We start from the raw sequence: 25,118 nt of genomic DNA, 5'->3' as shown, positions 1-25,118 counted from the left end.
GGGGGCCGGGGCCCGGATCAGTGCGCCGCGGCGTCCCAGCTGCGGCCGGACCCGACCGACACCTCCAGCGGCACCGACAGGTCGGCCGCGGCCGCCATCTCCCGGCGCACGAGCGCCTCCAGGGTCTCGCGCTCGCCGTCGGCGACCTCGAGGACGAGCTCGTCGTGCACCTGCAGCAGCATCCGGCTGCGCAACCCCTCGGCCTGCAGCGCCCGGTAGACCCCGAGCATCGCGACCTTGATGATGTCCGCCGCGCTGCCCTGGATCGGGGCGTTGAGCGCCATCCGCTCGGCCATCTCCCGGCGCTGACGGTTGTCGCTGGTCAGGTCGGGCAGGTAGCGCCGCCTTCCCAGGATGGTGGCGGTGTAGCCGTCCTTGCGGGCCTGGTCGACGACTCCCGCGAGGTAGTCGCGCACCCCGCCGAACCCGGCGAAGTAGTCGTCCATCAGCCCCTTCGCCTCGTCGGTGGAGATCCGCAGCTGCCCGGACAGGCCGTAGGCCGACAGCCCGTAGGCCAGGCCGTAGTTCATCGCCTTGATCTTGGCGCGCTGCTCGGGCGACACCTCGGTCGCCGCGACGCCGAAGACCCGGGCGGCGGTCTCGGCGTGGAAGTCGTGCTGTGAGCGGAAGGCCTCGATCAGCGCGGCGTCCTCGGACAGGTGGGCCATGATCCGCATCTCGATCTGGCTGTAGTCCGCGGTGAGCAGCTCCGCGTACGGCGCGCCGTCGGGGCCCGACCCGACGACGAACGCGTCCCGGATCCGGCGCCCGGCGGCGGTACGGATCGGCACGTTCTGCAGGTTCGGGTCGGTCGAGGACAGCCGGCCGGTCGCGGCGATCGTCTGCGAGTAGGTGGTGTGGATCCGGCCGTCCTCGGCGACGGACTTCATGAGCCCGTCGACGGTCACCTTGAGCCGGGTCGCGTCCCGGTGCTGCAGCAGGAACTGCAGGAACGGGTGCTCGGTCTGCTCGTAGAGGCTCGCCAGCGCGTCCGCGTCGGTGGTGTATCCGGTCTTGGTGCGCTTGGTCTTGGGCATCTCCAGCTCGTCGAACAGCACGACCTGCAGCTGCTTGGGCGAGCCGAGGTTGATCTCCTTGCCGATCACCTCGTAGGCCTGCCGCGCGGCCTCGCGGACCTGGGCGCCGAAGTCCGACTCCAGGTCGGAGAGGGTCTCGCCGTCCACGGCGATCCCGGCCGCCTCGCAGTCGGCCAGCACGAACGCCAGCGGCAGCTCCAGGTCGGCCAGCAGCTCGCTGCCGCCCCGCTCGGCGAGGTCGGCGTCGAGGGCGTCGGCGAGCTCGGCGATCGCCGAGGCCGCGAGCATCTCCTGCTCCGCGGCCCGGGTGTCGGCCTCCTCCTCACCGCCGAGCAGCGACAGCTGCCCGTCGGCGGGCTCCTCGGTGCGCAGCTCGCGGCGCAGGTAGCGCAGCGCGAGATCGGCCAGGTCGAACGTCCGCTGCCCGGGCTTGGCGAGGTACGCGGCGAGCGCGGTGTCGCTGGTCAGCCCGCCCAGGGTCCAGCCCCGCGCCCGCAGCGCGTGCAGCACCGCCTTCACGTCGTGCGCGGCCTTCGGCACGGACGCGTCGGCGAGCCAGTCGCCCAGGGCCGCCTCGTCGTCCGGGGTGAGGCCGGTCAGCGCGAGGTAGCCGGCGGCCGGGACACCGGCGGTGGCGCCGGCGGCCCGCTGCTCGACGGTCGGCTCCCCCGTGGCGAGCGCGATCCCGTCGAGGTCGCGCCCGGCGATCGGGCCGGTGACCCCGGCGAAGCTCACCGCGACCCGACGCCCGTCGCGGGCGTGGGCGTCGAGCCAGGCCCGCACCGCGCCGGGTGCGACGACCTCACCGGAGACCTCGAAGCCGGACTCGGCCTCGGGCTCGGCGGAGGACAGGGTGGAGAACAGGCGCTCGCGCAGCACCCGGAACTCCAGCTCGTCGAACAGGCGGTGCACCGCGTCGCGGTCCCACGGGCGCAGCTCGAGCTCCTCGGGGGCGGCGCCGAGGTCGACGTCGCGCACCAGCTCGGTGAGCTGGCGGTTGAGCAGCACGTTCGCCAGGTTGGCCCGCAGGTTGTCCCCGGCCTTGCCCTTGACCTCGTCGACCCGGTCGGTGAGCTCGGCGAGCGAGCCGAACTCCCGGACCCACTTGGCCGCGGTCTTCTCCCCCACCCCGGGGATGGAGGGCAGGTTGTCCGAGGGGTCGCCGCGCAGCGCCGCGAAGTCCGGGTACTGGGTCGGGGTGAGCCCGTAGCGCTTGTCGACCTCGGCCGGGTCGATCCGGCCGAGGTCGGACACGCCGCGCTTGGGGTACAGGACGGTGACGTCGTCGGTGACCAGCTGGAACGCGTCACGGTCGCCGGTGGTGATGAGCACCTGGTAGCCGCGCTCCTCGGCCTGGGTGGCGAGGGTGGCGATGAGGTCGTCGGCCTCGAACCCGTCGACGGCGAACACCGGGATGTTCAGCGCGGCCAGGACCTCCTTGATGAGGTCGATCTGGCCGCGGAAGTCGTCCGGTGTCGACGAGCGGTTCGCCTTGTACTCGGCGTAGCGCTCGGAGCGGAACGTCGTGCGCGACACGTCGAAGGCGACCGCGAGGTGGGTCGGCTCCTCGTCGCGCAGCAGGTTGATCAGCATCGAGGTGAAGCCGTAGACCGCGTTCGTGGTCTGCCCGGTACCGGTGCGGAAGTTCTCCGCGGGCAGCGCGAAGAACGCCCGGTAGGCCAGGGAGTGGCCGTCGAGCAGCAACAGGCGCGGCTTCGCCGGTGCCTTCTTCTTCGCCGAGGCCGACTTCTGGGTGCCCTGCGTCGCTGTGCTCATCGGCGGCGAGTCTAGAACCGACCCCCGACAGTGAACGCGGCCGCGCCCCGGGTGGGGACGCGGCCGCGTACGGACCTGCCGGGGCGACCTCAGCCGACCTCGGCCATGACCTCGTCGGAGACGTCGAAGTTGGCGTAGACGTTCTGGACCTCGTCGGAGTCCTCGAGCGCCTCGATCAGCTTGAAGACCTTCTTCGCACCGTCGGCGTCCAGCTCGACCTGCATCGACGGCACGAAGACCGCCTCCGCGGAGTCGTAGTCGATGTCGTTCTGCTGGAGCGCGGTCCGCACCGCGACGACGTCGGTCGGCTCGGAGACGACCTCCCAGCTCTCGCCGAGGTCGTTCACCTCCTCGGCACCGGCGTCGAGGACGGCCATCAGCACGTCGTCCTCGGACAGCTCGGCCTTCGGCAGCACCACGACGCCCTTGCGCTGGAACAGGTACGCCACCGACCCCGGGTCGGCCATGGTGCCGCCGTTGCGGGTCATGGCCGTCCGGACCTCGGTCGCCGCCCGGTTCCGGTTGTCGGACAGGCACTCGACCAGCACCGCGACCCCGTTCGGGCCGTAGCCCTCATAGGTGATCGTCTGGTAGTCGGCGCCGCCGGCGTCGGCACCCGAACCACGCTTGACCGCACGGTCGATGTTGTCGTTCGGGACCGAGCTCTTCTTCGCCTTCTGGATGGCGTCGTAGAGCGTCGGGTTGCCGTCGGGGTCACCGCCGCCGGTCCGGGCCGCGACCTCGATGTTCTTGATCAGCTTGGCGAACATCTTGCCGCGGCGGGCGTCGATCACGGCCTTCTTGTGCTTGGTCGTCGCCCACTTGGAGTGACCGCTCATCGGCTCGTCTGCCCACCTCTCGTGCTCGCACCGCGCACGCGACGCGCGGTGAGGGGCAGGTCCGACGCCCCGCAGCGCGAGCTGCGGTCGGGCCGACCTGCGGGAACCCGTCAATGTTACCGACGACGCGGCTCCGCGCCGGGCCGGGCCCGCGCGCACCCCCCGGTCACCGACACATGCATGATCGACTATGCTTCGCCACCACGTCCCGCCGGGAACCCGGCGCGGACTACTCTGACAACCGTTATCGGCACCTGCACCGGGCGCCGGTCGCGAGAGGAGCGCACGTGTTCGGAGCAGTGGCAGGCAAGGCCGTCGGGCTCGTCGTGAGCGGGCTGGCCGGCGCGGTCGCCTACGACGGCGTCAAGAAGGTCGCGCGCTCCGGCGCCGTCCGCGAGGCCGCCGTCTCGATGACGACCTGGGGCCTCAAGGGCGCACGAGCCGCCGAGACCGGCGCCGAGAAGGCCCGGCTGGCGACCGCCGACATCGTCGCCGAGGCCCGCGGCCGCATCGGCGAGGAGGCCCCCGCCCCGGGCAACGGCCACGGGCACGGCCACGAGCACTGATCCCGGTCCTCCGGGCACGACGAGCGAGACGAGCGAGACCGTGAGCACCGACACCGCCGGCCCGGACGCCACCGTCCTCAGCGACGCCGCGGGCCGCATCCGCTTCGCCGTCCCGGCCCTGCGCGGGCGGACCGCGCTGGCCGTGGCCGTCGAGGACGAGCTGGACCACGTCGGCGGGGTGCGGCAGGTGCACGCCTACCCGCGCACCGGCAACGTCGTCGTCTGGTACCGCCCGGGCTGCGACCGGGTCGAACTCGTCGAGGCCATCGGCAAGGGCCTCGGCGCCGAGCCGGAGGCCACCGCGGCCCGCACCCCTCGCTCGGCCGACCAGCACAACGGGGAGCTGGCCCGGCTGGTCGTCGGCGGGGTCGCGCTCGCCGCGCTCGGCTTCCGCCGCTACGCGCTGCGCCGCCCGCCGCTGCTCGGGCCGGCCAGCCGCACCGTCGCCACCGGCGTCACGATCTTCACCGGCTACCCGTTCCTGCGCGGCGCGCTCCGCTCGCTGGCCGGCGGGAAGGGCGCGGGTACCGACGCGCTGGTGTCCGCGGCGACCGTCGCCAGCCTCGTGCTGCGCGAGAACGTCGTCGCACTGACCGTGCTGTGGCTGCTCAACATCGGCGAGTACCTGCAGGACCTCACGCTGCGCCGCTCCCGGCGCGCGATCTCCGAGCTCCTGACCGGCGCCACCACCCGCACCTGGACCCGGCTGGCCGACGGCACCGAGATCGAGATCGACATCGCCGACCTGTCGGTGGGCGACGAGGTCGTGGTGCACGAGCGGATCGTGCTCCCGGTCGACGGCGAGGTCGTCGCCGGCGAGGGCGTGGTCGACCAGGCCGCGATCACCGGCGAGCAGCTGCCCGTCTCGGTCGCCCCCGGGGCCGTCCTGCACGCCGGGTCGGTGCTGCTGCGCGGCCGGATCGTCGTGCGCGCCACCGCCGTCGGGCAGGACACCGCGATCGGGCGGATCATCGACCGGGTCGAGCAGGCCCAGGGCGACCGCGCCCCGATCCAGACCGTCGGCGAGAACTTCTCCCGCCGGTTCGTGCCGGCCTCGTTCCTGCTCTCGGCGCTGACCCTGGTCGTCACCCGCGACGTGCGGCGCGCGATGACGATGCTGCTCATCGCCTGCCCGTGCGCGGTCGGCCTGTCCACCCCGACGGCGATCTCCGCGGCGATCGGCAACGGCGCGCGGCGCGGCATCCTCATCAAGGGCGGCGCGCACCTCGAGGCGGCCGGCCGGGTCGACGCGGTGGTGTTCGACAAGACCGGCACGCTCACCCAGGGCCGTCCGGTCGTCACCAACGTCATCTCCTTCCACGACGACTGGGCGCCCGAGCAGGTCCTGGCCTACGCCGCGTCGTCGGAGATCCACTCCCGCCACCCGCTGGCACAGGCGGTCATCCGCTCCACCGAGGAGCGGCGGATCGAGATCCCGCCGCACGAGGAGTGCGAGGTCCTGCTCGGCCAGGGCATGCGGGTCCAGGCCGACGGCCGGGTACTGCTCATCGGCTCACGCGACCTGCTCCGCGCCCAGGGCGTCACGGTCCCGCGCAAGGCGGCGGACTGGGTGCGGCGGCTGCAGAAGGCCTCGGAGACCCCCCTGCTGCTCGCCGTCGACGGCGCGCTGGTCGGCCTGGTCTCGCTGCGCGACACCGTGCGGACCGAGGCCCGCGACGTGCTGGAGCGGCTGCGCGCCGACGGCGTCACCCGGATCGTCATGCTCACCGGCGACCACCCGCAGACCGCGAAGGCCGTCGCCGAGGAGCTCGGCATCACCGAGTACCGCGCCGAGGTCATGCCCGAGCAGAAGCAGGACGTGGTCCGGGCGCTGCAGGCCGAGGGCCACACCGTCGCGATGATCGGCGACGGCACGAACGACGCCCCCGCGCTGGCGCTGGCCGACATCGGGATCGCGATGGGCGTGGCCGGGACCGACGTGGCGGTCGAGACCGCGGACGTCGCCCTCGCCGCCGACGACCTCCACGCACTGCTCGACCTGCGTGACCTGGGGCGGCGCTCGATCACCCTGATCCGGCAGAACTACGGCATGTCGATCGCGGTGAACGCGGCCGGGCTGCTGGTCTCCGCCGGCGGGGCGATGTCACCGGTGGTCGCGGCGATCCTGCACAACGCCTCCAGCGTCGCGGTCGTCGCGAACAGCTCCCGGCTGATCCGCTACCGGATCCCCGCCGGCGCGGCGACGACCGTCGTCGAGGGTGAGGTCGTCCGGTAGAAGGCCCGGGCGGCGGGGTGGAACAGCAGCACGACGGCGGCGATCACCTCGGCCACGTGCAGCCCGCGCAGCGCCGCCGCGACGAGCTCGGGCGCGGTCGCGGACACCAGGAACAGCCCGACCGAGCCCCCGTCGGCGAGGGCACGCACCGGTTCGACGACCAGTGAGGCCGTCCCGAGCACACCGAGCACGCCGAGGACGGTCCACCGGTACACGCCGTGCCCGGAGCGCAGCTGCAGCACGACCACGCCCAGGACCAGGTAGATCCCGGCGCGGACGGCCAGCTCCCCGGTCGCGGGCGGCACCGGTGCGGCCAGCCGGACCAGGGACTCGGCGAGCCCGGCCAGGATGGCGCCGAGCCACAGCGCGACGCTGAGGCCCACCGCGGAGGGCAGGGCGGGGCGCGACCCGCTGGGCACGACGGTGGTGGTCATGCTCCCCAGGGTCCCCGCGCCGGACCGGCCGGCCCACACGGCGCTCCCCCGCGTGGACCTGGGGTAAACCCCACCCCCACACCCGACCGGACGAACCGGCTGTCCCGTACCCGACAATCTGTACTAGCGTACGAATTGTGGACGGCCGACACACCCGCAGCGCACGGACCCGGGCGGCCCTGCTCGACGCCGCCATCGAGATCATCTGCACCCGGGGCGTCACGGCGGTGACCCAGCGCGCCGTCGCCGCCCGGGCGGGGACCTCGCTCGCCTCGACGACGTACCACTTCCGCACCGCGGACGACCTGCTCGTCGCCGCGTTCGAGGCGACGAGCAGCCGGACCATCGCCGACATGCGCCGGACCGCGCGCGAGGCGGCCGAGCGGGGGGCGGGGATCGTCGACGCGGCCATGGCCGTCGTGGCGCGCGCCCCCTACGGCGACCGCCTGCCACCGGACGGGGTGGTCCAGCTGACCCTCAGCGCGATCCACAACCCGCGGCTGCGCCCGATCGCCGAGGCGTTCGTCGAGGAGCTGGCCGCCCTGTTCATCCCGCTGACCACCACTCCGGACACCGCGCGCACCCTCGCGCGCTCGCTGTCCGGGCTGATCCTGCACGAGATGGCGCGCGGCGCCGACGCCCCCACTCCGACCATGCGCGCCGACGTCACCCGTCTGTTCGCCGCGTTCGGCGTCCCCGACCACCCGTCGACCGGCCGGCCGCAGGCCGACCCGGCACACCACCACGAGGATCTGGAGCCAGGATGACCGTCACCGCCGCATGGCCGACCGGCCGGTCGAGCCGGTCCGCCGTGCTCGCCCAGTTCGGCGAGACCCGCGCCGACCTGATGCAGTGGGCCCTGACCACCGGCGACCCCCTCGCCGACGCCGTCGTCGACGAGATGCACGAGCTCGGGATGTCCACGGTGCGGCCGCTGCTCGTGCGCGGGATCCGGGACGGCCTCGACGCCCTCGACGACCCGCCGCCCGCACTCGCGGCGTTCCTGCGGCAGACCGAGACGCCGCCCGCCTACGTCGACGACGAGCTGCTCGACGACCTCCCCCTGCCCTGGTTCAGCTCCCCCACCCCGGTGCACATCCTGTCCCTCAGCGCGGGAGCCCTCGTCCGGGTCTACGAGTCGCCGTCGATCGCGAAGGTGCTGTCCACCACCGGCCGCCTCGTCGACCGCGCCGACAAACGGCTCACCGAGACCGGGACCTGGCTCACCCAGGCGATGCTGCCGGGGAACCTGCGCCGCGGGCGGCCCGGATACGTCGCGACCCTCGACGTCCGCATGCTGCACGCCCACATGCGCAGGCTCGCCCTCGACCGCGGGTACGACAGCACCGCCGACGGTGTCCCGATCAACCAGGTCGACCTCGGGCGGACGTGGATGGACTTCACCCTGACCTCGTTCGTGGCGGAGGAACAGTTCGGGTTCGACATCACCGGACGCGAGCTCGCCGGCCTCTACCGCTACTGGTGGTACGTCGGGCACCTGCTCGGCATCGACGCCCGGCTCGTCGAGGGGATCACCGGCCACGACGCGGCCCGCCGGATCGACGACGTGCTGCAGACCGTGACCGGGCCCGTCTCGGACGACTCCGCGCGTCTGGCCGCCGCGACGCTCGACTCGATCTCGGTCCTGCTCCGGGACCTGTTCGGTGTCCCGCCGCGGCTGTCCCGCCCCGCCCTCGACGCGATCACCCGTCGCATCCACGGCCCGGGGATGAGCCAGGACCTGCGGATCCGCCCCGCCCCGGTCGCCGACGCCCTGCTCACCCCGGCCGTCACCGGGTTCCGGCAGGCCCGCGCGTGGCGCCGGCGCTCGCCCGAGCGGTGGCGCTCGGCCATCGACTCGACCGTGGCCGCCGAACGCGAGCGGACGACCGCCCCCGCCGCACCCACCGCCTACCAGCGCGGCGCCACCGGCTCGACCGACTGACCTGCGGGTGTGCCGGCGGGCCGGTGAGGTGATGGAGGCGTGGGCCCCGCGCCTTCTTCTCGGCTGCGGTCGACGCCGTTCCGCGTTCTGCGGCGAGGTGGGGCGGCCGGACCGCGGTCCCGCGAGAGCGGCCCCGGCCGCCCCGGTGCGGTTCGGCGCGGGGCTCGACCGTGCACCGCACCCCGGTCGGGTGCCCGCTGGCGGCGTGGCTAATCGCTGAGCCAGGGCCGGCGAGCGGGACCGGTGACGGACCTTCCGCGCAGGAGCTGACCGATGCCGCGGTGACGAGATCCTGGCCGATTCTGCGGCGGGGAGGGACGTCCGCCCCGGCCATACCCCGGGACAGACGCACGGCCCGCCCCGCGACACCTCCGGGGGCGGGCCGTCGTCGTCCGCGGTGCTGCTGGTCGGTCGAGGTCAGTACCGCAGGTTGTAGAGCGACCAGCTGGTCTCCTGGCTCTGGGTCGGGTTCCCGTTGGAGATGCAGCGGAACTCCGAGGTATCGGGCGCGGCCCGGTAAGCCCCGATGGCTGCCTCGCACGCACCCCTGTTCGCGTAGGTCGCGATGTAGTACCAGGTCGGGGACTGGACAGGGGCCGCGGGAGCCGCGGCAGCGACACCCGCACCGACCGACGTCAGCGTGGCGACCCCGAGTGCCAACCCGATCATCGTGGACCTGAGAACACGCATCGCCCTACTCCTTCTGGTTCGCGATCATGGACCAGACGGACGTTAGGAGGATTCCCTCGGGACCCCTCCCGAGCTCAGCTCTCCGCCGCCGAGGGCTCCCGGGTCGTCACGAGCGACCGGTTCCGCACCACCGTGCCGGTCGTCCTCCACGGTCGTCGCGGTGACGCTGTGCGGAGTCGGTCCCCGATCTCCGGCGACGTGAGGGGCGGACACACCCCGCTGCCGCGCTCGCCGGGGATCACCCCGTCGCGCTCGGACGCGGCAGCTCCGGTGGCCGCCCGGCGCCGTGTCGTCCGGTGGCGGCCCGGCACCGCGTCATCCGACGGCGGCCCGCACCATGTCGACGAACAGCCCGTGCACCCGACGGTCCCCGGTCAGCTCGGGGTGGAACGACGTGGCGAGCACCGGGCCCTGCCGGACCGCGACCGCCCGCCCGGCCGCCTCGCCCGCGTCGGCACCGTTGCTGGTGACGTCCGGGACCGAGGCGAGCACCTCGACGTCGCCGCCGGTCTTCTCGACCCACGGCGCCCGGATGAACACCGCGTGCACCGGGTCGCCGGTGAGACCGGCGAACTCCAGGTCGGTCTCGAAGGAGTCGACCTGCCTGCCGAAGGCGTTGCGCCGCACGACGACGTCGAGCCCGCCGAGCTGGTGCTGGTCGGGTCGTCCGTCCAGGATCTCCTCGGCCAGCAGGATCATGCCGGCGCACGAGCCGTAGGCGGGCAGGCCGTCGCGCAGCCGGGCGCGCAGCGGCTCCAGGAGCTCGAAGGTGTCGAGCAGCTTGGACATGGTCGTCGACTCGCCGCCGGGCAGGACGATGCCGTCCACCGCGGCCAGCTCGGACGCACGGCGGACCGGCACGGCCTCGGCGCCCGCCGCGGTCAGCGCCGCCACGTGCTCACGGACGTTGCCCTGCAGGGCCAGCACACCGATCCTCACCGCCATGCCCGCCAGCCTAGACCCGTGCGACCTGCGGTAACCGCCCGTCCGGGGGTGAGCCGCGGCACCGTACGGCGGTGCCGCGGCCCGGGGTGCGGGACGGATCCTGGGATCCCGCGCGGTGCCGGCACGGCCCGCCCGGGGACACGGGGGTGGGGCGTCATGGACATCGGAGCGACGGTGCGGGTGTTCCGGGCCGAACCCCTGGCCGTGCCGGGCGACCCGGTCCGGGGACCGGCGCACCCGCCGGCCGACGGGGCGACGATCCCGGACGCGCCGGTCCCGGACGGCACGCCGCGGCAGGTCCCCGACCGGGCCGGTGAACCGGCGTGCGCCCCGCGCTGACCACACCGTCGGTCGGCACCGCACCGGACGTCGCGGGCGTCGTGGTCGGCTGGCGGTGCTGGCGTGTCGCGGGCCCGGCCACCGCGCCGCGGCTGCGCTCCCCGGTGCACGTGGCCACCGAGTGGCCGCCCGGCGGGGCCCTCGCCGCGCACTGCGAGCTGCGCGGACACGAGGCACCGGACCCGGCGTGCACCTGCGGCGTGCACGCGGTCCGCGACCCGGCCCGGGTCGGCGGCGTGGGGTTCGGCCCCGGCACCGTGCTGGGCTGCGTCGCGCTGTGGGGTCTCGTCGTCGAGGGCGAGCACGGCTGGCGGGCCGGCGCCGCGGCACCGCTGGTGCTGTTCTGCGGGCCCGCGCTGGGCGCCCCGGAGCGCAGCGGGCTGGCGCGGACCTACCGGGTCGGGGTGCACCGGCTGCCGCTCCCGGTCGCGGCCGTCGTCGAGCTGTCGCTCCCGGCCGCGACGGCGGGCGCGGTCCGGGGCGCCGCCGCCGACGGCCGGGGCCTCGACGACGCCGCGGCCGCGTTCGTGACGGCCGTGCCCGTGCCGGACGCCCCGGTGCGACCGGTGCGCGTGTCGCGACCCCGCCGGTTCGCCCTCGGGACGACGGCGGTGCTCGCCGTGCTCGCCGCGACGGCGGCCTCCCCCGTCGAGCACGTCCCGGTGCCCGCGCCGGTGCCCGCGCAACCGGGGGTGGCCGTCCCCCGGTGAGCCGGGTCAGCCCGCTTCGACCTCGCCGCGCTTCGCCTGCTTCGCGGCGGCACCGCGCAGCGCCTCGGCAACGGCCGGGGCCACGCTCTGGTCGAACACGCTCGGCACGATGAACGACGGGTTCGGCTCGGCGACGACGTCGGCGATCGCGGCGGAGGCGGCGAGCATCATCTCGTCGGTGATGTCGTGCGCCTGCGCGTCGAGCAGCCCGCGGAACACACCGGGGAACGCGAGCACGTTGTTGATCTGGTTCGGGTAGTCCGACCGCCCGGTGGCGACGACGGCGGCGTGGCGCATCGCCAGCGTCGGGTCGACCTCGGGGTCCGGGTTGGCCAGTGCGAACACGATCGAGTCGTCGTTCATGGTCCGCAGCTCGTCCTCGCCGAACAGGTTCGGCGCGCTGACCCCGATGAAGACGTCGGCCCCGACGAGCGCGTCGGCCAGGGTGCCCTGCTTGCCGTCCTTGTTGGTCTGCGCGGCGATCGAGACGAGGTTGTCGTCCATCCCCTCGCGTCCGGTGTGGACGATGCCGTCCACGTCGACCGCGACCACGTCGGCGGTCTGCTCCGAGCCGAGCAGCCGGATGATCGCCGAGCCGGCCGCGCCGACCCCGCAGACGACGACGCGGATGTCGGAGAACTTCTTGCCGACCACGCGCAGCGCGTTACGCAGGGCGCCGAGGACGACGACGGCGGTGCCGTGCTGGTCGTCGTGGAAGACCGGGATGTCGAGCAGCTCGCGCAGCCGGCGCTCGATCTCGAAGCAGCGCGGCGCGGCGATGTCCTCCAGGTTGATGCCGCCGTAGCCGGGGGCGATCAGCTGGACGGTGCGGATGATCTCCTCGGTGTCCTGGGTGTCGAGGCAGACCGGCCAGGCGTCGACTCCTGCGAACTGCTTGAACAGCGCCGCCTTGCCCTCCATCACCGGCATCGCCGCCGCGGCGCCGATGTTGCCCAGGCCGAGCACCGCGGACCCGTCGGTGACGACGGCGACGGTGTTGCGCTTGATCGTCAGGCGCCGGGCGTCGGACGGGTTCTCCGCGATCGCCATCGACACCCGCGCGACGCCCGGGGTGTAGGCGCGCGACAGGTCGTCACGGGTGCGGAGGTTCACCTTGGACCGCACCTCGATCTTGCCGCCGAGGTGGAGCAGGAAGGTCCGGTCCGAGACCTTGCGGACCGAGAAGCCCTCGAGCTGCTCGATGGCGGCCTTGATCTCCTCGACGTGCTCGGTGTTGCGGGCGTTGACCGAGATGTCGACGACGAGACTCTCGGTGCGCGCCTCGACGACGTCGAAGGCGGTGACGACGCCACCGACCTGGCCGACGGCGGCGGTGAGGTCACCGGCCGAGGTGGGGTGGGCGGGGGCGTCGACGCGTGCGGTGATGGCGTAACCGGGACCGGGAATGGACACGGCCCGGAACAGTACCGCCGGGAGTGTGGTTACCGTGGCGTCAACGATGTGACGACGCGCGTCACCGCTCGTCGGGGTCGTCCGCGGGGATCCGCGGCAGCGGCCCGGTGGGGGCGTCGGCCACGGCCATCTTCGCCGCCGAGTCGGTCGGGGCGCGCCCGCCGAGTGCGGCCAGCGCGGTCTCGTTGCCGACGTCGGCGCCGGCCCGTTCGGACAACAGCCAGCGCACCTCCAGCAGGTCGCAGTACGCCTGCACCGGATCGCCGGCACCGCCGAGCGCGGCGTGCGCGCGGGCCGATCCGGGCTCGAGGCAGTGGTCGATCCAGCTGCGGGCGGCCGCGCGCTCCGACACCGGGTGCCCGGTGCGCCGCTGCATCCAGTCGCGGTGGGCGTTGAGGTCGCCCAGCAGGATCCGGGCCTGGCCCTCCCCCACGCCGACACCGGTCAGCCTGCGCAGCGTCTCGGAGTGGTAGTTGCGGTCGCCGACGGCGATGTGCAGCCGCGACCGGCCGTCGCCGACCGGGAGCAGGGACACCTCGTCGACGGCGAAGCCCAGGTCGTTGAGCTCCCGGATGGCGCCCTCGACCCGGTAGCGGTCGCCGAAGGCGAAGACCGGCGAGGCGTGCAGGGCGTCCCACAGCTCCCGGTACCGCTCGGGCAGGGCGGTCGCCTCGTCGATGAGCTGCGGGATCATCTCCGGCGGGCGCTCCAGCGAGGTCGCGAGGTCGATCATCCCGGCGGCGATGTTCTCGACCAGGATCGTCACGTCGTGCTCGCGCTGGCCGTCGGACAGGCCGTCCGGGTGCACCTCGCTGGTCTCGGCGTCGACGAGGAAGGCCTGCAGGGTCTGCCCGTCGCGGGTGAACAGGGTGTTGTTGAGCGAGCAGTCGCCCCAGAACACGCCGTGCCGGTGCAGCTCGACCAGCAGCGAGATCATCGCGTCGAACAGCCGGGCGCGGTGCCGCGGCCGGTTCGGGGGCAGCCGCAGGAACAGCCTGCGGTACTGCCAGGACCCGCTCAGGTACCGGGTCACCAGGATCGCGGTCTCGTGCGCCGGCTGGTTCACCAGACCGGCCGGGCGGACCGCGGGCAGGCACTGGTGCTCGAGGCGCCGCAGCACGTCGTACTCACGACGGGCGATCCGCTCCGGCATGTCCTTGAGTGCCCACAGTGCACCGTCGGCCTCGACGAACCGGACGAGGTGCCGGCTGGGGCCGACCTCCATGTCGCGCAGCGGGACCCGCATCTCGTCCCACCGTTCCAGCGGCTCGTTCCAGGGCAGCGCGATCAGCTCGGGACCGGGGGCCCGCAGCACCAGCTCCGGTGGCGCGTCCATTCAGGACACCCCCCGCACGCCGCGGGCCGGTGGGGCGGTGGAGCCGCGGATGACCAGCCGGGTCGGCAGGGTGGCGAGCGGCTCGACCGGCTCGCCGGCCAGCGTCGCCAGCGCCATCCGGGCCGCCACGGCACCCTGCTCGGCCGCCGGCTGGGCCACGGTGGACAGATCGGTCAGTGCGGCCAGCGGGTGGTCGTCGATGCCGATGACCGACACGTCGCCGGGCACCGCGAGCCCGGCCCGGCGCAGCGTGCCGACGGCGCCGAGGGCGACCTCGTCGGTGTGGGCGTAGACCGCCGTCGGCGGGTCGGACAGCCCGAGCAGCTCCCCCATCGCCCGCGCCCCGCCCTCCGGGCTCCAGGGCACGCTCACCGTCAGGGCGGGGTCGTGCTCCACGCCGGCGTCGGCGAGCGCCGCCCGGTAGGCGGCGGCACGCCCCTCGGGCTGGCCCGGGTCGAGTTCCGGGTCGGTGGTGACGATCATCCCGATCCTCCGGTGTCCGAGGTGGAGCAGGTGGTCGACGGCCTGGCGACCGGCGACGCACTCGTCGATCGACACCGAGGGGTGGTTGCCGATCCGGGTCCCCGCCGACACGATGCCGACGCCGATCCGCTCCAGCCGGGCGCGCTCGGCGTCGTCGACGCCGAACCCCAGCAGCACGACGGCGTCGGCACGCCGGCGGGCGGGCAGCTCGGCGAAGAACGCGCGCCGGGCCGCGGCGTCGCCCAGGTGGTAGAGCAGCACGTCGCGCCCGGCCTCGCGCACCACCTCGGACAGCCCCTCCAGCGCCGCCCCGAACCACCACCGCGACAGGTGCGGGACGACGACGGCGATCCGCCCCGTCGTGCCCCGCGCGAGCCCGGAGGCGTCCGGGCTCACGACGTACTCCAGGGCGCGCGCGGCCTCCCACACGCGGGCGCGGGTGGCCTCGGCGACGTGGGGGTGATCGCTGAGCGCGCGTGACGCGGTGGCCGGTGAGACCTTGGCCAGCCGGGCCACGTCGGCCAGGTTGACCGGTTCGGGCACGACACATGTATGCCCAAAGCTGGAAGCGATTGCAAGAGCGGATGTTATCCGACTGCGCTGGACCATCGCCTGTGGATCAGTAAGGATCGTCGCCGACCAGCCCGATTGCTGTGAGCCTTGACACTCCCGGGTGAAGGGCTCACAGTCTCGGTTGGAAACGCTTCCAACGTCGCCGAAGAGCGACGGGACACAGCAGCGGTATCGGACACGGGAGTTCGGAGTTGACCATGCGTCGCACACGGTGGAGGAGGACGCTGGCCGCCGGTGCGGCCACCGTCGCCCTCGCCCTGCTGGCGGGCTGCGGAGGCGCACCCGCGGGCCCGCCGGTCCTCAACTGGTACATCAACCCCGACGACGGCGGGCAGGCGGAGATCGCCCAGCGCTGCTCGGCGGCGTCGAACGGGCAGTACCAGATCGCGGTGTCGGTGCTGCCGCGCCAGTCCGCGGAACAGCGTCAGCAGCTGATCCGCCGGCTCGCGGCCAACGACAGCTCGATCGACATCATGTCCATCGACCCGCCCTACATCCCCGAGTTCGCCGAGGCGAAGTTCCTGGCCCCGGTGCCCGAGGAGGTCGCGCAGCGGACCACCGCCGGGATCGTGAACTCCGCGAAGGAGGGCGCGAGCTGGAACGGCGAGCTCGTCACGGTGCCGTTCTGGGCCAACACCCAGCTGCTCTGGTACCGCAAGTCGCAGGTCGCCGGCACCGGGCTGGACCTGTCGAAGCCGGTCACCTGGGACCAGGTCGTGCAGACCGCGCAGGCCAAGAACTCGATCATCGCCGCGCAGGGCATCCGCGCGGAGTCGCTGACCGTCTGGCTGAACGCGCTGGTCGAGGGCGGCGGCGGGCAGATCGTCACCAACGCCTCGCCGCAGAACCCGGAGGGCGTCCAGCTCGGCCTGGACTCCCCCGCCGCGACGAAGGCCGCCGAGATCATGAAGGCGGTCTCGGCCGTCGGTGGTCCCGGCTTCTCGACCAACTCCGAGGACGAGAACTCCAACGCCTTCCAGTCCGGTGACGCGATGTTCCAGGTGAACTGGCCGTTCGTCTGGGGCAAGGTCAACAGCGCCGTCGAGGAGGGGACCGTCCCCCAGTCCACGCCGGACGACTTCGGCTGGGCGCTCTACCCGCAGACCGAGGCCGGCAGGCCCTCGGCCCCGCCCTACGGCGGCATCAACCTCGGCGTCGGCGCCTTCAGCAAGCACACCGACCTGGCCTACCAGGCCACCGAGTGCATCACCTCGACCGAGAACCAGAAGCAGTACTTCCTCACCAACGGCAACCCGGCCGCCCGGATCTCGGTGTTCACCGACCCGGACGTGGTGAAGAAGTTCCCGATGGCCCCGGTCATCGCGCAGTCGCTGCAGCAGGCCAAGCCGCGCCCGCAGACGGCGTACTACAGCGAGGTCTCCGAGTCCATCCAGCGCACCTACCACCCGACCGCGGGCATCGACCCGCCGACCGTCGGCCCCGCGACCGCCGCGCTGATCAAGGCGGTCCTCGCCAAGGAGGAGCTGCTGTGACCACGACGACCGAGCGGCCCGGGACCGGGACCGGGGCCTCCCCGGCCCCGCGCGGTGCCAGTGACCGCAGCCGGGCCGAGCAGAAGCTCGGCTGGTACCTCGCGGGCCCGGCGTTCGCCGTGATGCTGCTGGTGACGGCCTACCCGATCATCCAGGCCGTCTACTACTCGCTGTTCGACTACCGGCTGACCGACCCGGACAACATCTCCTTCGTCGGCCTGAAGAACTACGCGGTCATCCTCACCGACTCGATCTGGTGGACCTCGTTCGGCGTCACGGTGTTCATCACCGTGGTCACCGTCGCGGTCGAGCTGGTCCTGGGCTTCCTGCTCGCGCTGGTCATGATGAACGCGCTCAAGGCGATCCGGCCGGTGCTGCGCGCCGCGATCCTGATCCCCTACGCGGTCATCACGGTCGTGTCGGCGTTCGCCTGGCAGTACGCGTTCTCCCTCGACTCGGGCTTCGTGAACTCCTGGTTCGGCTGGCTGCCCGGGATCTCGGCCGACACCGACTGGTTCGGCTCGACCGGCTCGTCGCTGTTCGTGATCTGCCTGGCCGAGATCTGGAAGACCACCCCGTTCATCTCGCTGCTGCTGCTCGCGGGTCTGGCCCAGGTGCCCGACGTGCTGCAGGAGGCCGCCCGCGTCGACGGCGCGACCTGGTGGCAGCGGATGTGGAAGGTCACCCTCCCGAACATGAAGGCGGCGATCATGGTCGCCCTGCTGTTCCGGACCCTGGACGCGTTCCGCGTGTTCGACTCGGTGTTCGTGATGACGGCCGGGGCGAACAGCACCGAGACGGTGTCGTTCCTGGCCTACCGCCAGACCATCGCCCGCGTCGAGATCGGGCTCGGCTCCGCGGTGTCGGTGCTGCTGTTCCTGTCCGTCGTGATCATCTGCATCGGGTTCATCAAGGGGTTCAAGGTCGACCTGTCCCAGGCCCGAGGGGAGAAGTGATGTCCACCCGCGAGAGAGTCCTCTGGATCGTCGCCGGCATCGCGATCGTCGTCTACGCCCTGTTCCCGGTGGGCTGGATCGTGTCGCTGTCGCTGAAGTCGAGCGACGACATCGCCAACAAGCAGTTCCTCCCGACCTCGGTGTCGTGGAGCAACTACGAGCAGATCCTCGTCGGGGACGCGGCCGGGCTGTTCCTGCCCGCGCTGCGCAACTCCTTCGGCATCTGCATCATCGCGACGTTCCTGGCGTGCGTGCTGTCGATGTTCGCCGCCTACGCGATCGCCCGGCTCGACTTCCGGGGCAAGAAGCTGATCCTGTCGACCGCGCTGGCGGTGGCGATCTTCCCGGTCATCTCGATCGTGACGCCGCTGTTCAACCTGTGGCGCCAGATCGGGCTCTACGACACCTGGCCCGGCCTGATCATCCCCTACCTGTCGCTGACCCTGCCGCTGTCGATCTGGACCATGTCGGCGTTCTTCCGCGAGATCCCGTGGGAGATGGAGCAGGCCGCCCAGGTCGACGGCGCCACCACCTGGCAGGCGTTCCGCAAGGTGATCGTCCCGCTGGCGACGCCCGGGGTGTTCACCACCGCGATCCTGGCGTTCTTCATCGCCTGGAACGACTTCGCCTACGGCATCTCGCTGACCTCGACCGGCGCGTCCCGCCCGGTCCCGGCCGCGCTGGGCCTGTTCTCCGGGGCCTCGCAGTTCGAGTCGCCCAACGGCCCGATCGCCGCCGCCGCCGTGATCGTGACCATCCCCGTCGTCGTGCTCGTCCTGCTGTTCCAGCGGCGCATCGTCGCCGGTCTGACCAACGGCGCCGTCAAGGGCTGACACCCCGTACACAGAGAGAGGAACCGACCGGCCATGGCGTCGATCGAGATGAAGAACATCGTCAAGAAGTACGGGGACGGCTTCCCGGCCGTGAACGACGTGAGCATGGACATCGCCGACGGCGAGTTCATGATCCTCGTCGGCCCGTCCGGCTGCGGGAAGTCGACACTGCTGCGGATGATCGTCGGTCTGGAGGACATCACCTCCGGCGACATGGTCATCGCCGGCAACCGCGTCAACGACAAGGCCCCGCGGGACCGCAACCTGTCGATGGTGTTCCAGAACTACGCGCTCTACCCGCACCTGTCGGTCTTCGAGAACATCGCGTTCCCGCTGCGCCTGGCCAAGGCGCCCGAGGACGAGATCAAGCAGAAGGTCGACACCGCGGCGAAGGTCCTGGAGCTGCAGGAGCACCTGCAGCGCAAGCCCGCGAACCTGTCCGGCGGTCAGCGCCAGCGGGTCGCGATGGGCCGTGCCATCGTCCGTGACGCCGACGCGTTCCTGTTCGACGAGCCGCTGTCCAACCTGGACGCGAAGCTGCGCGGGCAGATGCGCACCGAGATCGCCCGCCTGCAGCGCCGCCTCGGTATCACCACCGTCTACGTCACGCACGACCAGACCGAGGCGATGACCCTCGGCGACCGGGTCTGTGTCCTGCGCAAGGGCGTCATCCAGCAGGTCGCCTCGCCGCGCGAGCTCTACGAGCAGCCGGTCAACCTCTTCGTCGCCGGGTTCATCGGGTCGCCGCCGATGAACTTCCTGCCCGCGACCGTGGCCGGGAACAAGCTGGAGACGCCGTTCGGCCCGATCGAGCTCGACGCCGCGCGCGCCGAGAAGGTCGCCGGGCGCGAGCTGGTGCTGGTCGGCATCCGGCCGGAGTACTTCGAGGACGCGTCGCTGGTCGACGAGGCCAAGCGCCACGTCGGGTCGACCTTCACCGCGAAGGTCGACGTGACCGAGTGGCTGGGCGACTCGCAGTACGCCTACATCCCCTACGAGGCCCCGGCCGAGGTGGAGACCAAGCTCAAGGAGCTGTCGCGGGAGCTCGACGCCGATCAGCTGCGTACGCAGGCGATCGTGTCGATCGACTCGACCAGCCGGATCCGGGAGGGCCGCGACGCCGAGTTCTGGCTGGACGCGCGGAAGATCCACGTGTTCGACCCGGAGTCGGGCGAGAACCTCACCCGCGACTCCGAGGCCGGAGCCGAGCTGACCCGGCTCGCGGCCGAGGACCGCGCCGAGCAGGTGGCCCAGGCCCGCAGCCGGGACTGAGGCGCCGCCCCGTCGCCCCCCAGGGGAACTCTCGTGGCTTAGAGCGCTACGAGAGTTCCCCTGGGGGCATTCCGGAGGGGTCAGAGGGCGCGGACGTCGCGCCGGTAGCGGGTCTCGGCGACCCCGGCGAGGGTCCGCGCCATCACGGCGAACACGAAGCGCTGCGACGGGTAGGCCGCCAGCCATCCCAGCCGCCCGGCCATCCCGCGTGGGGTGAACCGCAGGGTCTGGGTGTAGCGGCTGGTCAGCCGGTCGGTCGGGGTGACGGTGAGCTCGAGCCGGGCGTCGCCGGGGAGCCGGTCCGCGGCGCGCAGCACCAGCCGCCGCCCCGGTTCGACGGTTTCGACGGTCCAGCGGTCCAGGGGCTCCCCCGGGACGAGGCGGGCCGGGCCGTCGCCGTGCCGGCGCGGGACGACACCGGGCCCACCGGCGAGGACGTCGAGGTGGCCGGTCAGCGTCGCGACGCCCGGGACGGTGTACCAGCCGTGCGGGCCGCCGAGTGTCTCGATCACCGACCAGACGGCGCGGGCGGGAGCGGCGACGTCGTGGGTGTCGGTCGTCGACCACTCCAGCGGACCGGTGCCGGGCGGGTCGGAGGGCCCCGGCCCGGCCGCGCCGACGCCGTCGAGGGCGCGGCGGACCGCCGTGCGGTACGGGGTCCGGCCGCCGGGCGGGGTGCCGATGAGCGCGTCGAGGGCCGCGAGGTCGTCGGGGTCGGCCACCAGCTCGTGACGCATGGACTCGACCAGCGGCTCGGCCAGCCCGCGGCCGACCGGGGTGAGCGCGGCGACGGCGCGGGCGGTGAGCCGCGGCGCGGACAGCGGGACGGGCACCGGGAACGGCCGCAGCAGTCCTGCCTCGGCGGCGAACTCGCTCATCAGGGACCGGTAGGTGTGCACGTCGGGACCGCCGACGTCGAACGCCCGGTCCACCCCGGCGGGCAGGTCGAGGCAGCCGACGAGGTCGTACAGCACGTCGTCGACGGCGATCGGCTGGATCCGGTTCCAGGCACGGTCGGGCAGCGGCAGGACCAGCGGACCGCCCATCGCGGTCTCGGTGAGGTGCCGGATCATCTCGAAGCTGGCCGAGCCGGTGCCGACGACGATCCCGGCCCGCAGCACGGCGGTCGGGACGGGCCCGGCGAGCAGGATGTCCCCGACCTCGCGGCGCGAGGACAGGTGCTGCGACACCCGCCGGGTGCCGGCCTCGGGCTGCAGCCCGCCCAGGTAGACGATGCGGCGTACACCGGCCGCGGCGGCGCCGTCGGCCAGCGCGTGCGCGGCGGTGCGGTCGCGGTCGGCGTAGCCGGGGCCGTCCATGGCGTGCACCAGGTGGACGACGGCGTCGGCACCCTCGCAGGCCCGGCGCACGTCGGCCGGTTCCCGGGCGTCGCCACGGACCGCGTCGACCGCCTCCCCCCACGGGTGCGCGGCCAGCTTGCCCGGGGTGCGGGCGAGCACCCGGACGTCGTGGCCGGCGTCGAGCAGGCGCGGGACGAGCCGGGAGCCGACGTAGCCGGTGGCGCCGAGGACGAGCACGTGCATGGGTCGATCCTCGCGGTCCCCGGCGCGGGGCGCGCGCCGGGGTGACGACCGGCTCAGGCGATTCCGGCCAGCCGCAGCCCGGCCGTCGTCGCCGCGGCGAGGACGACGACCAGCACGAACGGCACCCGCAGCAGCAGCGCACCGGCGGCCACGGCGACCCCGGCCGGGCGGGCCCAGCCGGCGAACCCGGCCCCCTCGAACCAGGTGCCGGTCGCGACGAGCGCGACGAGCAGCCCGACCGCTCCCAGCTCGACCAGGCGCACGGTGCGCGGGGACAGGGCGACCCGGTCGTGCAGGACCAGCGGCAGCAGCCGCATGAGGTAGGTCCCGCCGGCGAGGACGAGCAGCGCGGCGACGGTCACGGCTGCTCCCCCGTGGTCCGGCCGGCCGCGCCGACGCCGAGCAGGCCGGCCAGCACGGGCAGGCCCGCGGGCAGGAACGGCGCGCAGGCCAGCGACAGGGTGGCGGCGGCCGCGCCGACCCGACGGGCGTCGACCCGGCGCAGCATCGGGACGAGCATGGCCAGCAGCGCGGCCGGGAAGGCGGCGTCGAGCCCGAACGCGGCCGGGTCCGGCACGCTCGCCCCGAGCACCAGACCGGCCGCTGTGCCGAGCTGCCAGCAGAGGTACTTCGCGACGCCGAGGATGCGGAACGCGCGCCATCCCCGCCCGGGGACGTCGGTGCGGGCCAGCACGAACGCCGTCGACTCGTCGGTGACGACGTGCGCCGCCGGCAGCCGCGCCCAGCCCCCGCCCAGGTGACGGGCCAGGGCCAGGCCGAACGGCAGGTGCCGCAGGTTGAGCACCAGCCCCGCGGCGACGGCGGCCCACACACCGCCCCCGGCGGCCAGCACTCCGGTGACGAGCAGCTGGGCGCCGCCCGCGAACACGAACAGCGACATCGCCATCGTCATGGCCGGGGACAACCCGGCGGCCGGCGCGAGCGCGCCGAAGGAGACCCCGACGACGGCGACGGCCACCGAGATGGTGACGGCGTCGCGGACGTCCCCGCGGGTCGTTCGCTGTATCGAACGCATGCCCGATACAGTGAACAACAGCGGCTGTGTTCGTCAAGCCGAACGAGGAGACCGATGAATCGAACGCCTGAGCCACCGCTCGCGACGATCGCGGCGGCCATCCGCCGGGAACGGGAGCGCCTCGGCATCTCCTCGGCCGAGCTCGCCCGCCGGGCGGGCATCGCGAAGTCGACGCTGTCGCAGCTGGAGGCGGGGACCGGGAACCCGAGTGTGGAGACGCTCTGGGCGATCGCGGTCGTCGCCGAGGTCCCGTTCAGCGCGCTGGTGGAGCCGCCGTCGTCGACGGTGCGGGTGGTGCGGTTCGCCGACCGTCCCGCGATCCGGTCGGAGGAGGCCGCCTACACCGGAGCACTGCTGTCCCCGTGCCCACCGGGGGCGCGCCGCGACCTGCACCTGGCCACCTGCGAGCCGGGGCCGCCCCGGGCCGCCGACGCGCACTCCCCCGGCACCGTCGAGCACGTGGTGGTGTCGGCGGGCCGGTGGGTGATCGGGCCGGAGGGCGAGGAGATCGAGCTGGACCCGGGGGACCATCTGACGTTCCCGGCCGACCGCCCGCACTCCTACCGCGCGCTCACCCCGGGCGCGACCGCGGTGATGGTCATGGAGTACCGCTGATCACGTGCCGCTCGCACCGCGGGTCGCCGAGCCGGGCTCCCGGTCCGGACCGCCCTCGGTGATGCGGTGCAGCAGTCCGTCGAAGAGCCCCTCGTCGTTGCCGCCCGCGTCGCCGGAGCCGTCCCCGCCCTTCTCGGACTCGGGCAGGGCGTACTGGCGGACCCAGTCGACCTGCATCTCCGAGGGCTTCACGTCACCGCCGCCCTTGGGGAACCAGTCGAGCTGGATCGTCAGGTGCATCGGCCCGGGAGGCAGGACCGAGGTGTCGTCGGTGTGCCACCACTGCTTGCCGTCGACGAAGGCGGTCACACCCTTCGGCGTCCACTCGACCGCCCAGTTGTGCCACTGGGTCGCGTCGATGTCGACCGAGCCCTGGACCTGGGAGTTGTCCTCGCCGTAGTGCAGGAACAGGTTGGTCTTCTGCCGGGTGTGGTCGGTCATCTCCATGAAGTCGATCTCACCGCCGACCGGGAAGTTCTCGGCAGTGGGCCAGAGCAGCAGCAGCGCGTTGTACGACGGGTCCGACGCGGGTGCCCGCACCCGGCCCTCCCAGCGGCCGTACTTCTGGCTGCTGTCCGACCAGGCCATGCCGCCGGTGGTGCCGTCGGCGTCGCCGTCGATGGTGAGCAGGCCGTCCTTCACCGAGATCGCCGACGGGGAACGGGTCCCCTTGCCGGCGTGGCCGGGTCCGTCGTAGGGGCTCCAGCCCGTGAGGGCGTCGCCGTCGAAGTCGTCGACCTTGGTGGGCTCGCCCCAGCCGTGCGCGACGGCGGCGGTGGTCGCCGCGCCCGGGTAGGACGGGGCCGCCGGGGCCGCGCCGGCGGTGCAGTCCACGGGGGCGGGGGTCGCACCGGGGGCCGGTTCGCCGGCCGGGGTGGTCGCCGCGCCGCCGGGCGCCGTGCCCGGGGTCGCGTTCGCCGAGGTCGTGTCGGCGGGTGACCCCGGGGCGCCGGCCCGGTCGCCCTGATCGCCGGCCGGACCGCGGTCGCCGTTCGGAGCGCCGTCCCCGCCCGATGTCGTGTCGTCGCCCGAACCCGGGTCGGAGGTCGTGCCGTCTCCGGGGCCCTGGTCGTCACCGGAACCCTGGTCGCCGCCCGAGCCGTGGTCGCCGCCCGAACCCTGGTCGCCGCCCGGCGTCCGGTCATCGGTGGAGTCCTGCGTCGTGTCGCCGGTGCCGGAGTCGCCCGCGCCCGATGTCGTGTCGCCGGAGTCCCCACCGGAACCCGAGCCCTGGTCCGAGCCGGAGCCGGAGCCGGAGCCGGAGCCGGAGCCGGAGCCGGAGCCGGAGCCGGAGCCGGAGCCGGAGCCGGAGCCTCGATCGTCACCCGAACCGGACCCCGTGTCGTTCCCGGAGCCGCCCGATCCCGACGATCCCCCGTCGCCGCCGGAGCCGGAGTCGTCGCCGCCCGAGCCGCCGTCGCCGCGCCCCGACCCGTCGCCCGAGGAGCCGTGGTCGGCACCGGAGGAGCCGTGGCCGTTCGAGGAGCCGCGGTCGTCGCCCGAGCCGTCCCCGGAGGGGCCGTCCCCCTCGGGCCCGGCCGCCCCGGGGGCCGCGGAGGCGCCGGGCTTCCCCGACCCGGCGCTACCGTCACCACCGGTGGCCGGACCACCCGAACCGGCTCCCCCACCCGGGGCGGCGCCCGTCGTGGGGCAGTCCGCGGTCGTCGTCGCACCCGGTCGGCCGTCCCCGGTGTCCGCGAACGCCGCAGCCGGAAAGCTGATCAACATCGCGGCGGCGATCGCCACGACCCTCACAGAGCGTCCCATCAGGCTCCTCCGTAACAGTGGTCTCCTGATCCCCACGGAACGCTAGATGCCACAGAGTCACCACGAGCACCTGTGTCACCACATCGAGTAGGCAACCCCTCCACCGAGCGACCGCGGAACGTGGCCGGAACGGACGCCCCACGCGTCCGAGGGACCGATCGGGTCACCGGACCGTGGCCCGCACCCGGTCCCGTCCCCCGCCACACGGGGTTCCGGCGCCGCCGCACGGGTCCGGATCCGTGCGGCGCACGGGGACCTGCGCGGCAGCGGGGCCGGAAAC

The 25,118-nt window shown here is 73.4% G+C and carries 23 protein-coding genes; 11 read left to right on the top strand and 12 right to left on the bottom strand.

Features of this window, described 5'->3' with window-relative positions; translation table 11 throughout:
* Positions 1 to 17: 17 nt before the first annotated feature.
* Together polA and ND486_RS00915 are read right to left on the bottom strand one after the other, a co-directional pair.
* Entirely contained in the window at positions 18 to 2,813 is a 2,796-nt protein-coding gene (gene polA, locus ND486_RS00920) for a DNA polymerase I (RefSeq protein ID WP_251782348.1), read from the bottom strand.
* A gap of 89 nt (positions 2,814 to 2,902) precedes the next feature.
* Positions 2,903 to 3,652: a YebC/PmpR family DNA-binding transcriptional regulator gene (locus ND486_RS00915; RefSeq protein WP_208823674.1), complete on the bottom strand. Its 750-nt coding sequence runs from the start codon at positions 3,650 to 3,652 to the stop codon at positions 2,903 to 2,905.
* A gap of 287 nt (positions 3,653 to 3,939) precedes the next feature.
* Between ND486_RS00915 and ND486_RS00910 the strand changes: the two genes are divergently transcribed.
* The gene (locus tag ND486_RS00910; RefSeq protein WP_224402295.1) at positions 3,940 to 4,218 is read left to right on the top strand and encodes a DUF1490 family protein; all 279 of its coding nucleotides are present in this window, start codon (positions 3,940 to 3,942) and stop codon (positions 4,216 to 4,218) included.
* 40 nt (positions 4,219 to 4,258) lie between these two features.
* Entirely contained in the window at positions 4,259 to 6,454 is a 2,196-nt protein-coding gene (locus ND486_RS00905) for a cation-translocating P-type ATPase (RefSeq protein ID WP_251782347.1), read from the top strand.
* Here the strand turns inward: ND486_RS00905 and ND486_RS00900 are convergent.
* Positions 6,397 to 6,888 carry a hypothetical protein gene (locus ND486_RS00900; RefSeq protein WP_251782346.1) on the bottom strand — a complete coding sequence of 164 codons (492 nt, stop codon included), beginning with the start codon at positions 6,886 to 6,888 and terminating at the stop codon, positions 6,397 to 6,399. The genes ND486_RS00905 and ND486_RS00900 overlap by 58 nt on opposite strands.
* A 137-nt stretch (positions 6,889 to 7,025) precedes the next feature.
* Here ND486_RS00900 and ND486_RS00895 point away from each other — a divergent pair, with 137 nt between their 5' ends.
* Both ND486_RS00895 and ND486_RS00890 read left to right on the top strand, forming a co-directional pair.
* Positions 7,026 to 7,655, top strand: coding sequence for a TetR family transcriptional regulator (locus ND486_RS00895; protein WP_251782345.1), 630 nt, complete (start codon positions 7,026 to 7,028; stop codon positions 7,653 to 7,655).
* On the top strand, positions 7,652 to 8,833 hold the full coding sequence (locus ND486_RS00890) for an oxygenase MpaB family protein (protein ID WP_251782344.1): 1,182 nt from the start codon (positions 7,652 to 7,654) through the stop codon (positions 8,831 to 8,833). Before ND486_RS00895 ends, ND486_RS00890 begins: the two co-directional genes overlap by 4 nt.
* A 417-nt stretch (positions 8,834 to 9,250) precedes the next feature.
* On the opposite strand, the gene ND486_RS00885 is transcribed toward ND486_RS00890, so the two are convergent.
* Both ND486_RS00885 and pdxT read right to left on the bottom strand, forming a co-directional pair.
* Positions 9,251 to 9,523, bottom strand: a complete 273-nt coding sequence (locus tag ND486_RS00885) for a hypothetical protein (RefSeq protein WP_251782343.1) — start codon at positions 9,521 to 9,523, stop codon at positions 9,251 to 9,253.
* Between the two features lie 315 nt (positions 9,524 to 9,838).
* Positions 9,839 to 10,468 carry a pyridoxal 5'-phosphate synthase glutaminase subunit PdxT gene (pdxT, locus tag ND486_RS00880; protein ID WP_251782342.1) on the bottom strand — a complete coding sequence of 210 codons (630 nt, stop codon included), beginning with the start codon at positions 10,466 to 10,468 and terminating at the stop codon, positions 9,839 to 9,841.
* Between the two features lie 156 nt (positions 10,469 to 10,624).
* Here pdxT and ND486_RS00875 point away from each other — a divergent pair, with 156 nt between their 5' ends.
* Both ND486_RS00875 and ND486_RS00870 read left to right on the top strand, forming a co-directional pair.
* Positions 10,625 to 10,807 carry a hypothetical protein gene (locus tag ND486_RS00875; protein WP_251782341.1) on the top strand — a complete coding sequence of 61 codons (183 nt, stop codon included), beginning with the start codon at positions 10,625 to 10,627 and terminating at the stop codon, positions 10,805 to 10,807.
* Entirely contained in the window at positions 10,792 to 11,517 is a 726-nt protein-coding gene (locus tag ND486_RS00870; protein ID WP_251782340.1) for a hypothetical protein, read from the top strand. Before ND486_RS00875 ends, ND486_RS00870 begins: the two co-directional genes overlap by 16 nt.
* Positions 11,518 to 11,523: 6 nt before the next feature.
* On the opposite strand, the gene ND486_RS00865 is transcribed toward ND486_RS00870, so the two are convergent.
* The 3 genes from ND486_RS00865 to ND486_RS00855 all read right to left on the bottom strand — a co-directional run bounded on the left by ND486_RS00865 (position 11,524) and on the right by ND486_RS00855 (position 15,292).
* Entirely contained in the window at positions 11,524 to 12,930 is a 1,407-nt protein-coding gene (locus ND486_RS00865) for an NAD-dependent malic enzyme (RefSeq protein ID WP_251782339.1), read from the bottom strand.
* Between the two features lie 61 nt (positions 12,931 to 12,991).
* Positions 12,992 to 14,266 (bottom strand): DUF4032 domain-containing protein, encoded by a 1,275-nt coding sequence (locus ND486_RS00860; RefSeq protein WP_251782338.1) that lies wholly within the window; start codon positions 14,264 to 14,266, stop codon positions 12,992 to 12,994.
* The gene (locus ND486_RS00855; protein ID WP_208823657.1) at positions 14,267 to 15,292 is read right to left on the bottom strand and encodes a LacI family DNA-binding transcriptional regulator; all 1,026 of its coding nucleotides are present in this window, start codon (positions 15,290 to 15,292) and stop codon (positions 14,267 to 14,269) included.
* Positions 15,293 to 15,519: 227 nt separating this feature from the next.
* Here ND486_RS00855 and ND486_RS00850 point away from each other — a divergent pair, with 227 nt between their 5' ends.
* Genes ND486_RS00850 through ND486_RS00835 form a run of 4 tightly spaced genes read left to right on the top strand, consistent with a single transcriptional unit; the run spans position 15,520 to position 19,876 of the window.
* Entirely contained in the window at positions 15,520 to 16,815 is a 1,296-nt protein-coding gene (locus tag ND486_RS00850; protein ID WP_251782337.1) for an extracellular solute-binding protein, read from the top strand.
* Positions 16,812 to 17,771: a carbohydrate ABC transporter permease gene (locus ND486_RS00845; RefSeq protein ID WP_062395722.1), complete on the top strand. Its 960-nt coding sequence runs from the start codon at positions 16,812 to 16,814 to the stop codon at positions 17,769 to 17,771. The genes ND486_RS00850 and ND486_RS00845 overlap by 4 nt, the downstream gene beginning before the upstream one ends.
* The gene (locus ND486_RS00840; RefSeq protein WP_062403183.1) at positions 17,771 to 18,604 is read left to right on the top strand and encodes a carbohydrate ABC transporter permease; all 834 of its coding nucleotides are present in this window, start codon (positions 17,771 to 17,773) and stop codon (positions 18,602 to 18,604) included. The genes ND486_RS00845 and ND486_RS00840 overlap by 1 nt, the downstream gene beginning before the upstream one ends.
* A 33-nt stretch (positions 18,605 to 18,637) precedes the next feature.
* Complete coding sequence (locus tag ND486_RS00835; RefSeq protein ID WP_251782336.1) at positions 18,638 to 19,876, top strand: ABC transporter ATP-binding protein; 1,239 nt, start codon at positions 18,638 to 18,640, stop codon at positions 19,874 to 19,876.
* Positions 19,877 to 19,956: 80 nt separating this feature from the next.
* Here ND486_RS00835 and ND486_RS00830 read toward each other — a convergent pair whose 3' ends face one another.
* The 3 genes from ND486_RS00830 to ND486_RS00820 are packed head-to-tail and all read right to left on the bottom strand — an operon-like array spanning position 19,957 to position 22,456.
* The gene (locus tag ND486_RS00830) at positions 19,957 to 21,420 is read right to left on the bottom strand and encodes a DUF2867 domain-containing protein (RefSeq protein ID WP_251782335.1); all 1,464 of its coding nucleotides are present in this window, start codon (positions 21,418 to 21,420) and stop codon (positions 19,957 to 19,959) included.
* 53 nt (positions 21,421 to 21,473) lie between these two features.
* On the bottom strand, positions 21,474 to 21,782 hold the full coding sequence (locus tag ND486_RS00825; protein WP_062395725.1) for an AzlD domain-containing protein: 309 nt from the start codon (positions 21,780 to 21,782) through the stop codon (positions 21,474 to 21,476).
* On the bottom strand, positions 21,779 to 22,456 hold the full coding sequence (locus ND486_RS00820) for an AzlC family ABC transporter permease (RefSeq protein ID WP_251782334.1): 678 nt from the start codon (positions 22,454 to 22,456) through the stop codon (positions 21,779 to 21,781). The genes ND486_RS00825 and ND486_RS00820 overlap by 4 nt, the downstream gene beginning before the upstream one ends.
* Before the next feature lie 54 nt (positions 22,457 to 22,510).
* Between ND486_RS00820 and ND486_RS00815 the strand changes: the two genes are divergently transcribed.
* A complete protein-coding gene (locus ND486_RS00815) occupies positions 22,511 to 23,071 on the top strand; it encodes a helix-turn-helix domain-containing protein (RefSeq protein WP_251782333.1) in 561 nt (186 codons plus the stop codon).
* Here ND486_RS00815 and ND486_RS28735 read toward each other — a convergent pair whose 3' ends face one another.
* Entirely contained in the window at positions 23,072 to 24,838 is a 1,767-nt protein-coding gene (locus ND486_RS28735) for a glycoside hydrolase family 16 protein (protein WP_285898053.1), read from the bottom strand.
* Between the last annotated feature and the right edge of the window lie 280 nt (positions 24,839 to 25,118).

This window comes from Pseudonocardia sp. DR1-2, from assembly GCF_023717215.1.
Taxonomy (GTDB): domain Bacteria; phylum Actinomycetota; class Actinomycetes; order Mycobacteriales; family Pseudonocardiaceae; genus Pseudonocardia; species Pseudonocardia alni.
Note: the sequence above shows the minus strand (reverse complement) of the source record. Positions and strands in the feature narration are given on the sequence as shown.

Excerpts from the sequence above, each read along its gene's own strand:
- polA (WP_251782348.1), bottom strand. The coding sequence starts at position 2,813 with ATGAGCACAGCGACGCAGGGCACCCAGAAGTCGGCCTCGGCGAAGAAG.
- ND486_RS00915 (WP_208823674.1), bottom strand. The coding sequence starts at position 3,652 with ATGAGCGGTCACTCCAAGTGGGCGACGACCAAGCACAAGAAGGCCGTG.
- ND486_RS00900 (WP_251782346.1), bottom strand. The coding sequence starts at position 6,888 with ATGACCACCACCGTCGTGCCCAGCGGGTCGCGCCCCGCCCTGCCCTCC.
- ND486_RS00890 (WP_251782344.1), top strand. The coding sequence starts at position 7,652 with ATGACCGTCACCGCCGCATGGCCGACCGGCCGGTCGAGCCGGTCCGCC.
- ND486_RS00885 (WP_251782343.1), bottom strand. The coding sequence starts at position 9,523 with ATGCGTGTTCTCAGGTCCACGATGATCGGGTTGGCACTCGGGGTCGCC.
- pdxT (WP_251782342.1), bottom strand. The coding sequence starts at position 10,468 with ATGGCGGTGAGGATCGGTGTGCTGGCCCTGCAGGGCAACGTCCGTGAG.
- ND486_RS00875 (WP_251782341.1), top strand. The coding sequence starts at position 10,625 with ATGGACATCGGAGCGACGGTGCGGGTGTTCCGGGCCGAACCCCTGGCC.
- ND486_RS00860 (WP_251782338.1), bottom strand. The coding sequence starts at position 14,266 with ATGGACGCGCCACCGGAGCTGGTGCTGCGGGCCCCCGGTCCCGAGCTG.
- ND486_RS00850 (WP_251782337.1), top strand. The coding sequence starts at position 15,520 with ATGCGTCGCACACGGTGGAGGAGGACGCTGGCCGCCGGTGCGGCCACC.
- ND486_RS00840 (WP_062403183.1), top strand. The coding sequence starts at position 17,771 with ATGTCCACCCGCGAGAGAGTCCTCTGGATCGTCGCCGGCATCGCGATC.
- ND486_RS00835 (WP_251782336.1), top strand. The coding sequence starts at position 18,638 with ATGGCGTCGATCGAGATGAAGAACATCGTCAAGAAGTACGGGGACGGC.
- ND486_RS00830 (WP_251782335.1), bottom strand. The coding sequence starts at position 21,420 with ATGCACGTGCTCGTCCTCGGCGCCACCGGCTACGTCGGCTCCCGGCTC.
- ND486_RS00820 (WP_251782334.1), bottom strand. The coding sequence starts at position 22,456 with ATGCGTTCGATACAGCGAACGACCCGCGGGGACGTCCGCGACGCCGTC.
- ND486_RS00815 (WP_251782333.1), top strand. The coding sequence starts at position 22,511 with ATGAATCGAACGCCTGAGCCACCGCTCGCGACGATCGCGGCGGCCATC.
- ND486_RS28735 (WP_285898053.1), bottom strand. The coding sequence starts at position 24,838 with ATGGGACGCTCTGTGAGGGTCGTGGCGATCGCCGCCGCGATGTTGATC.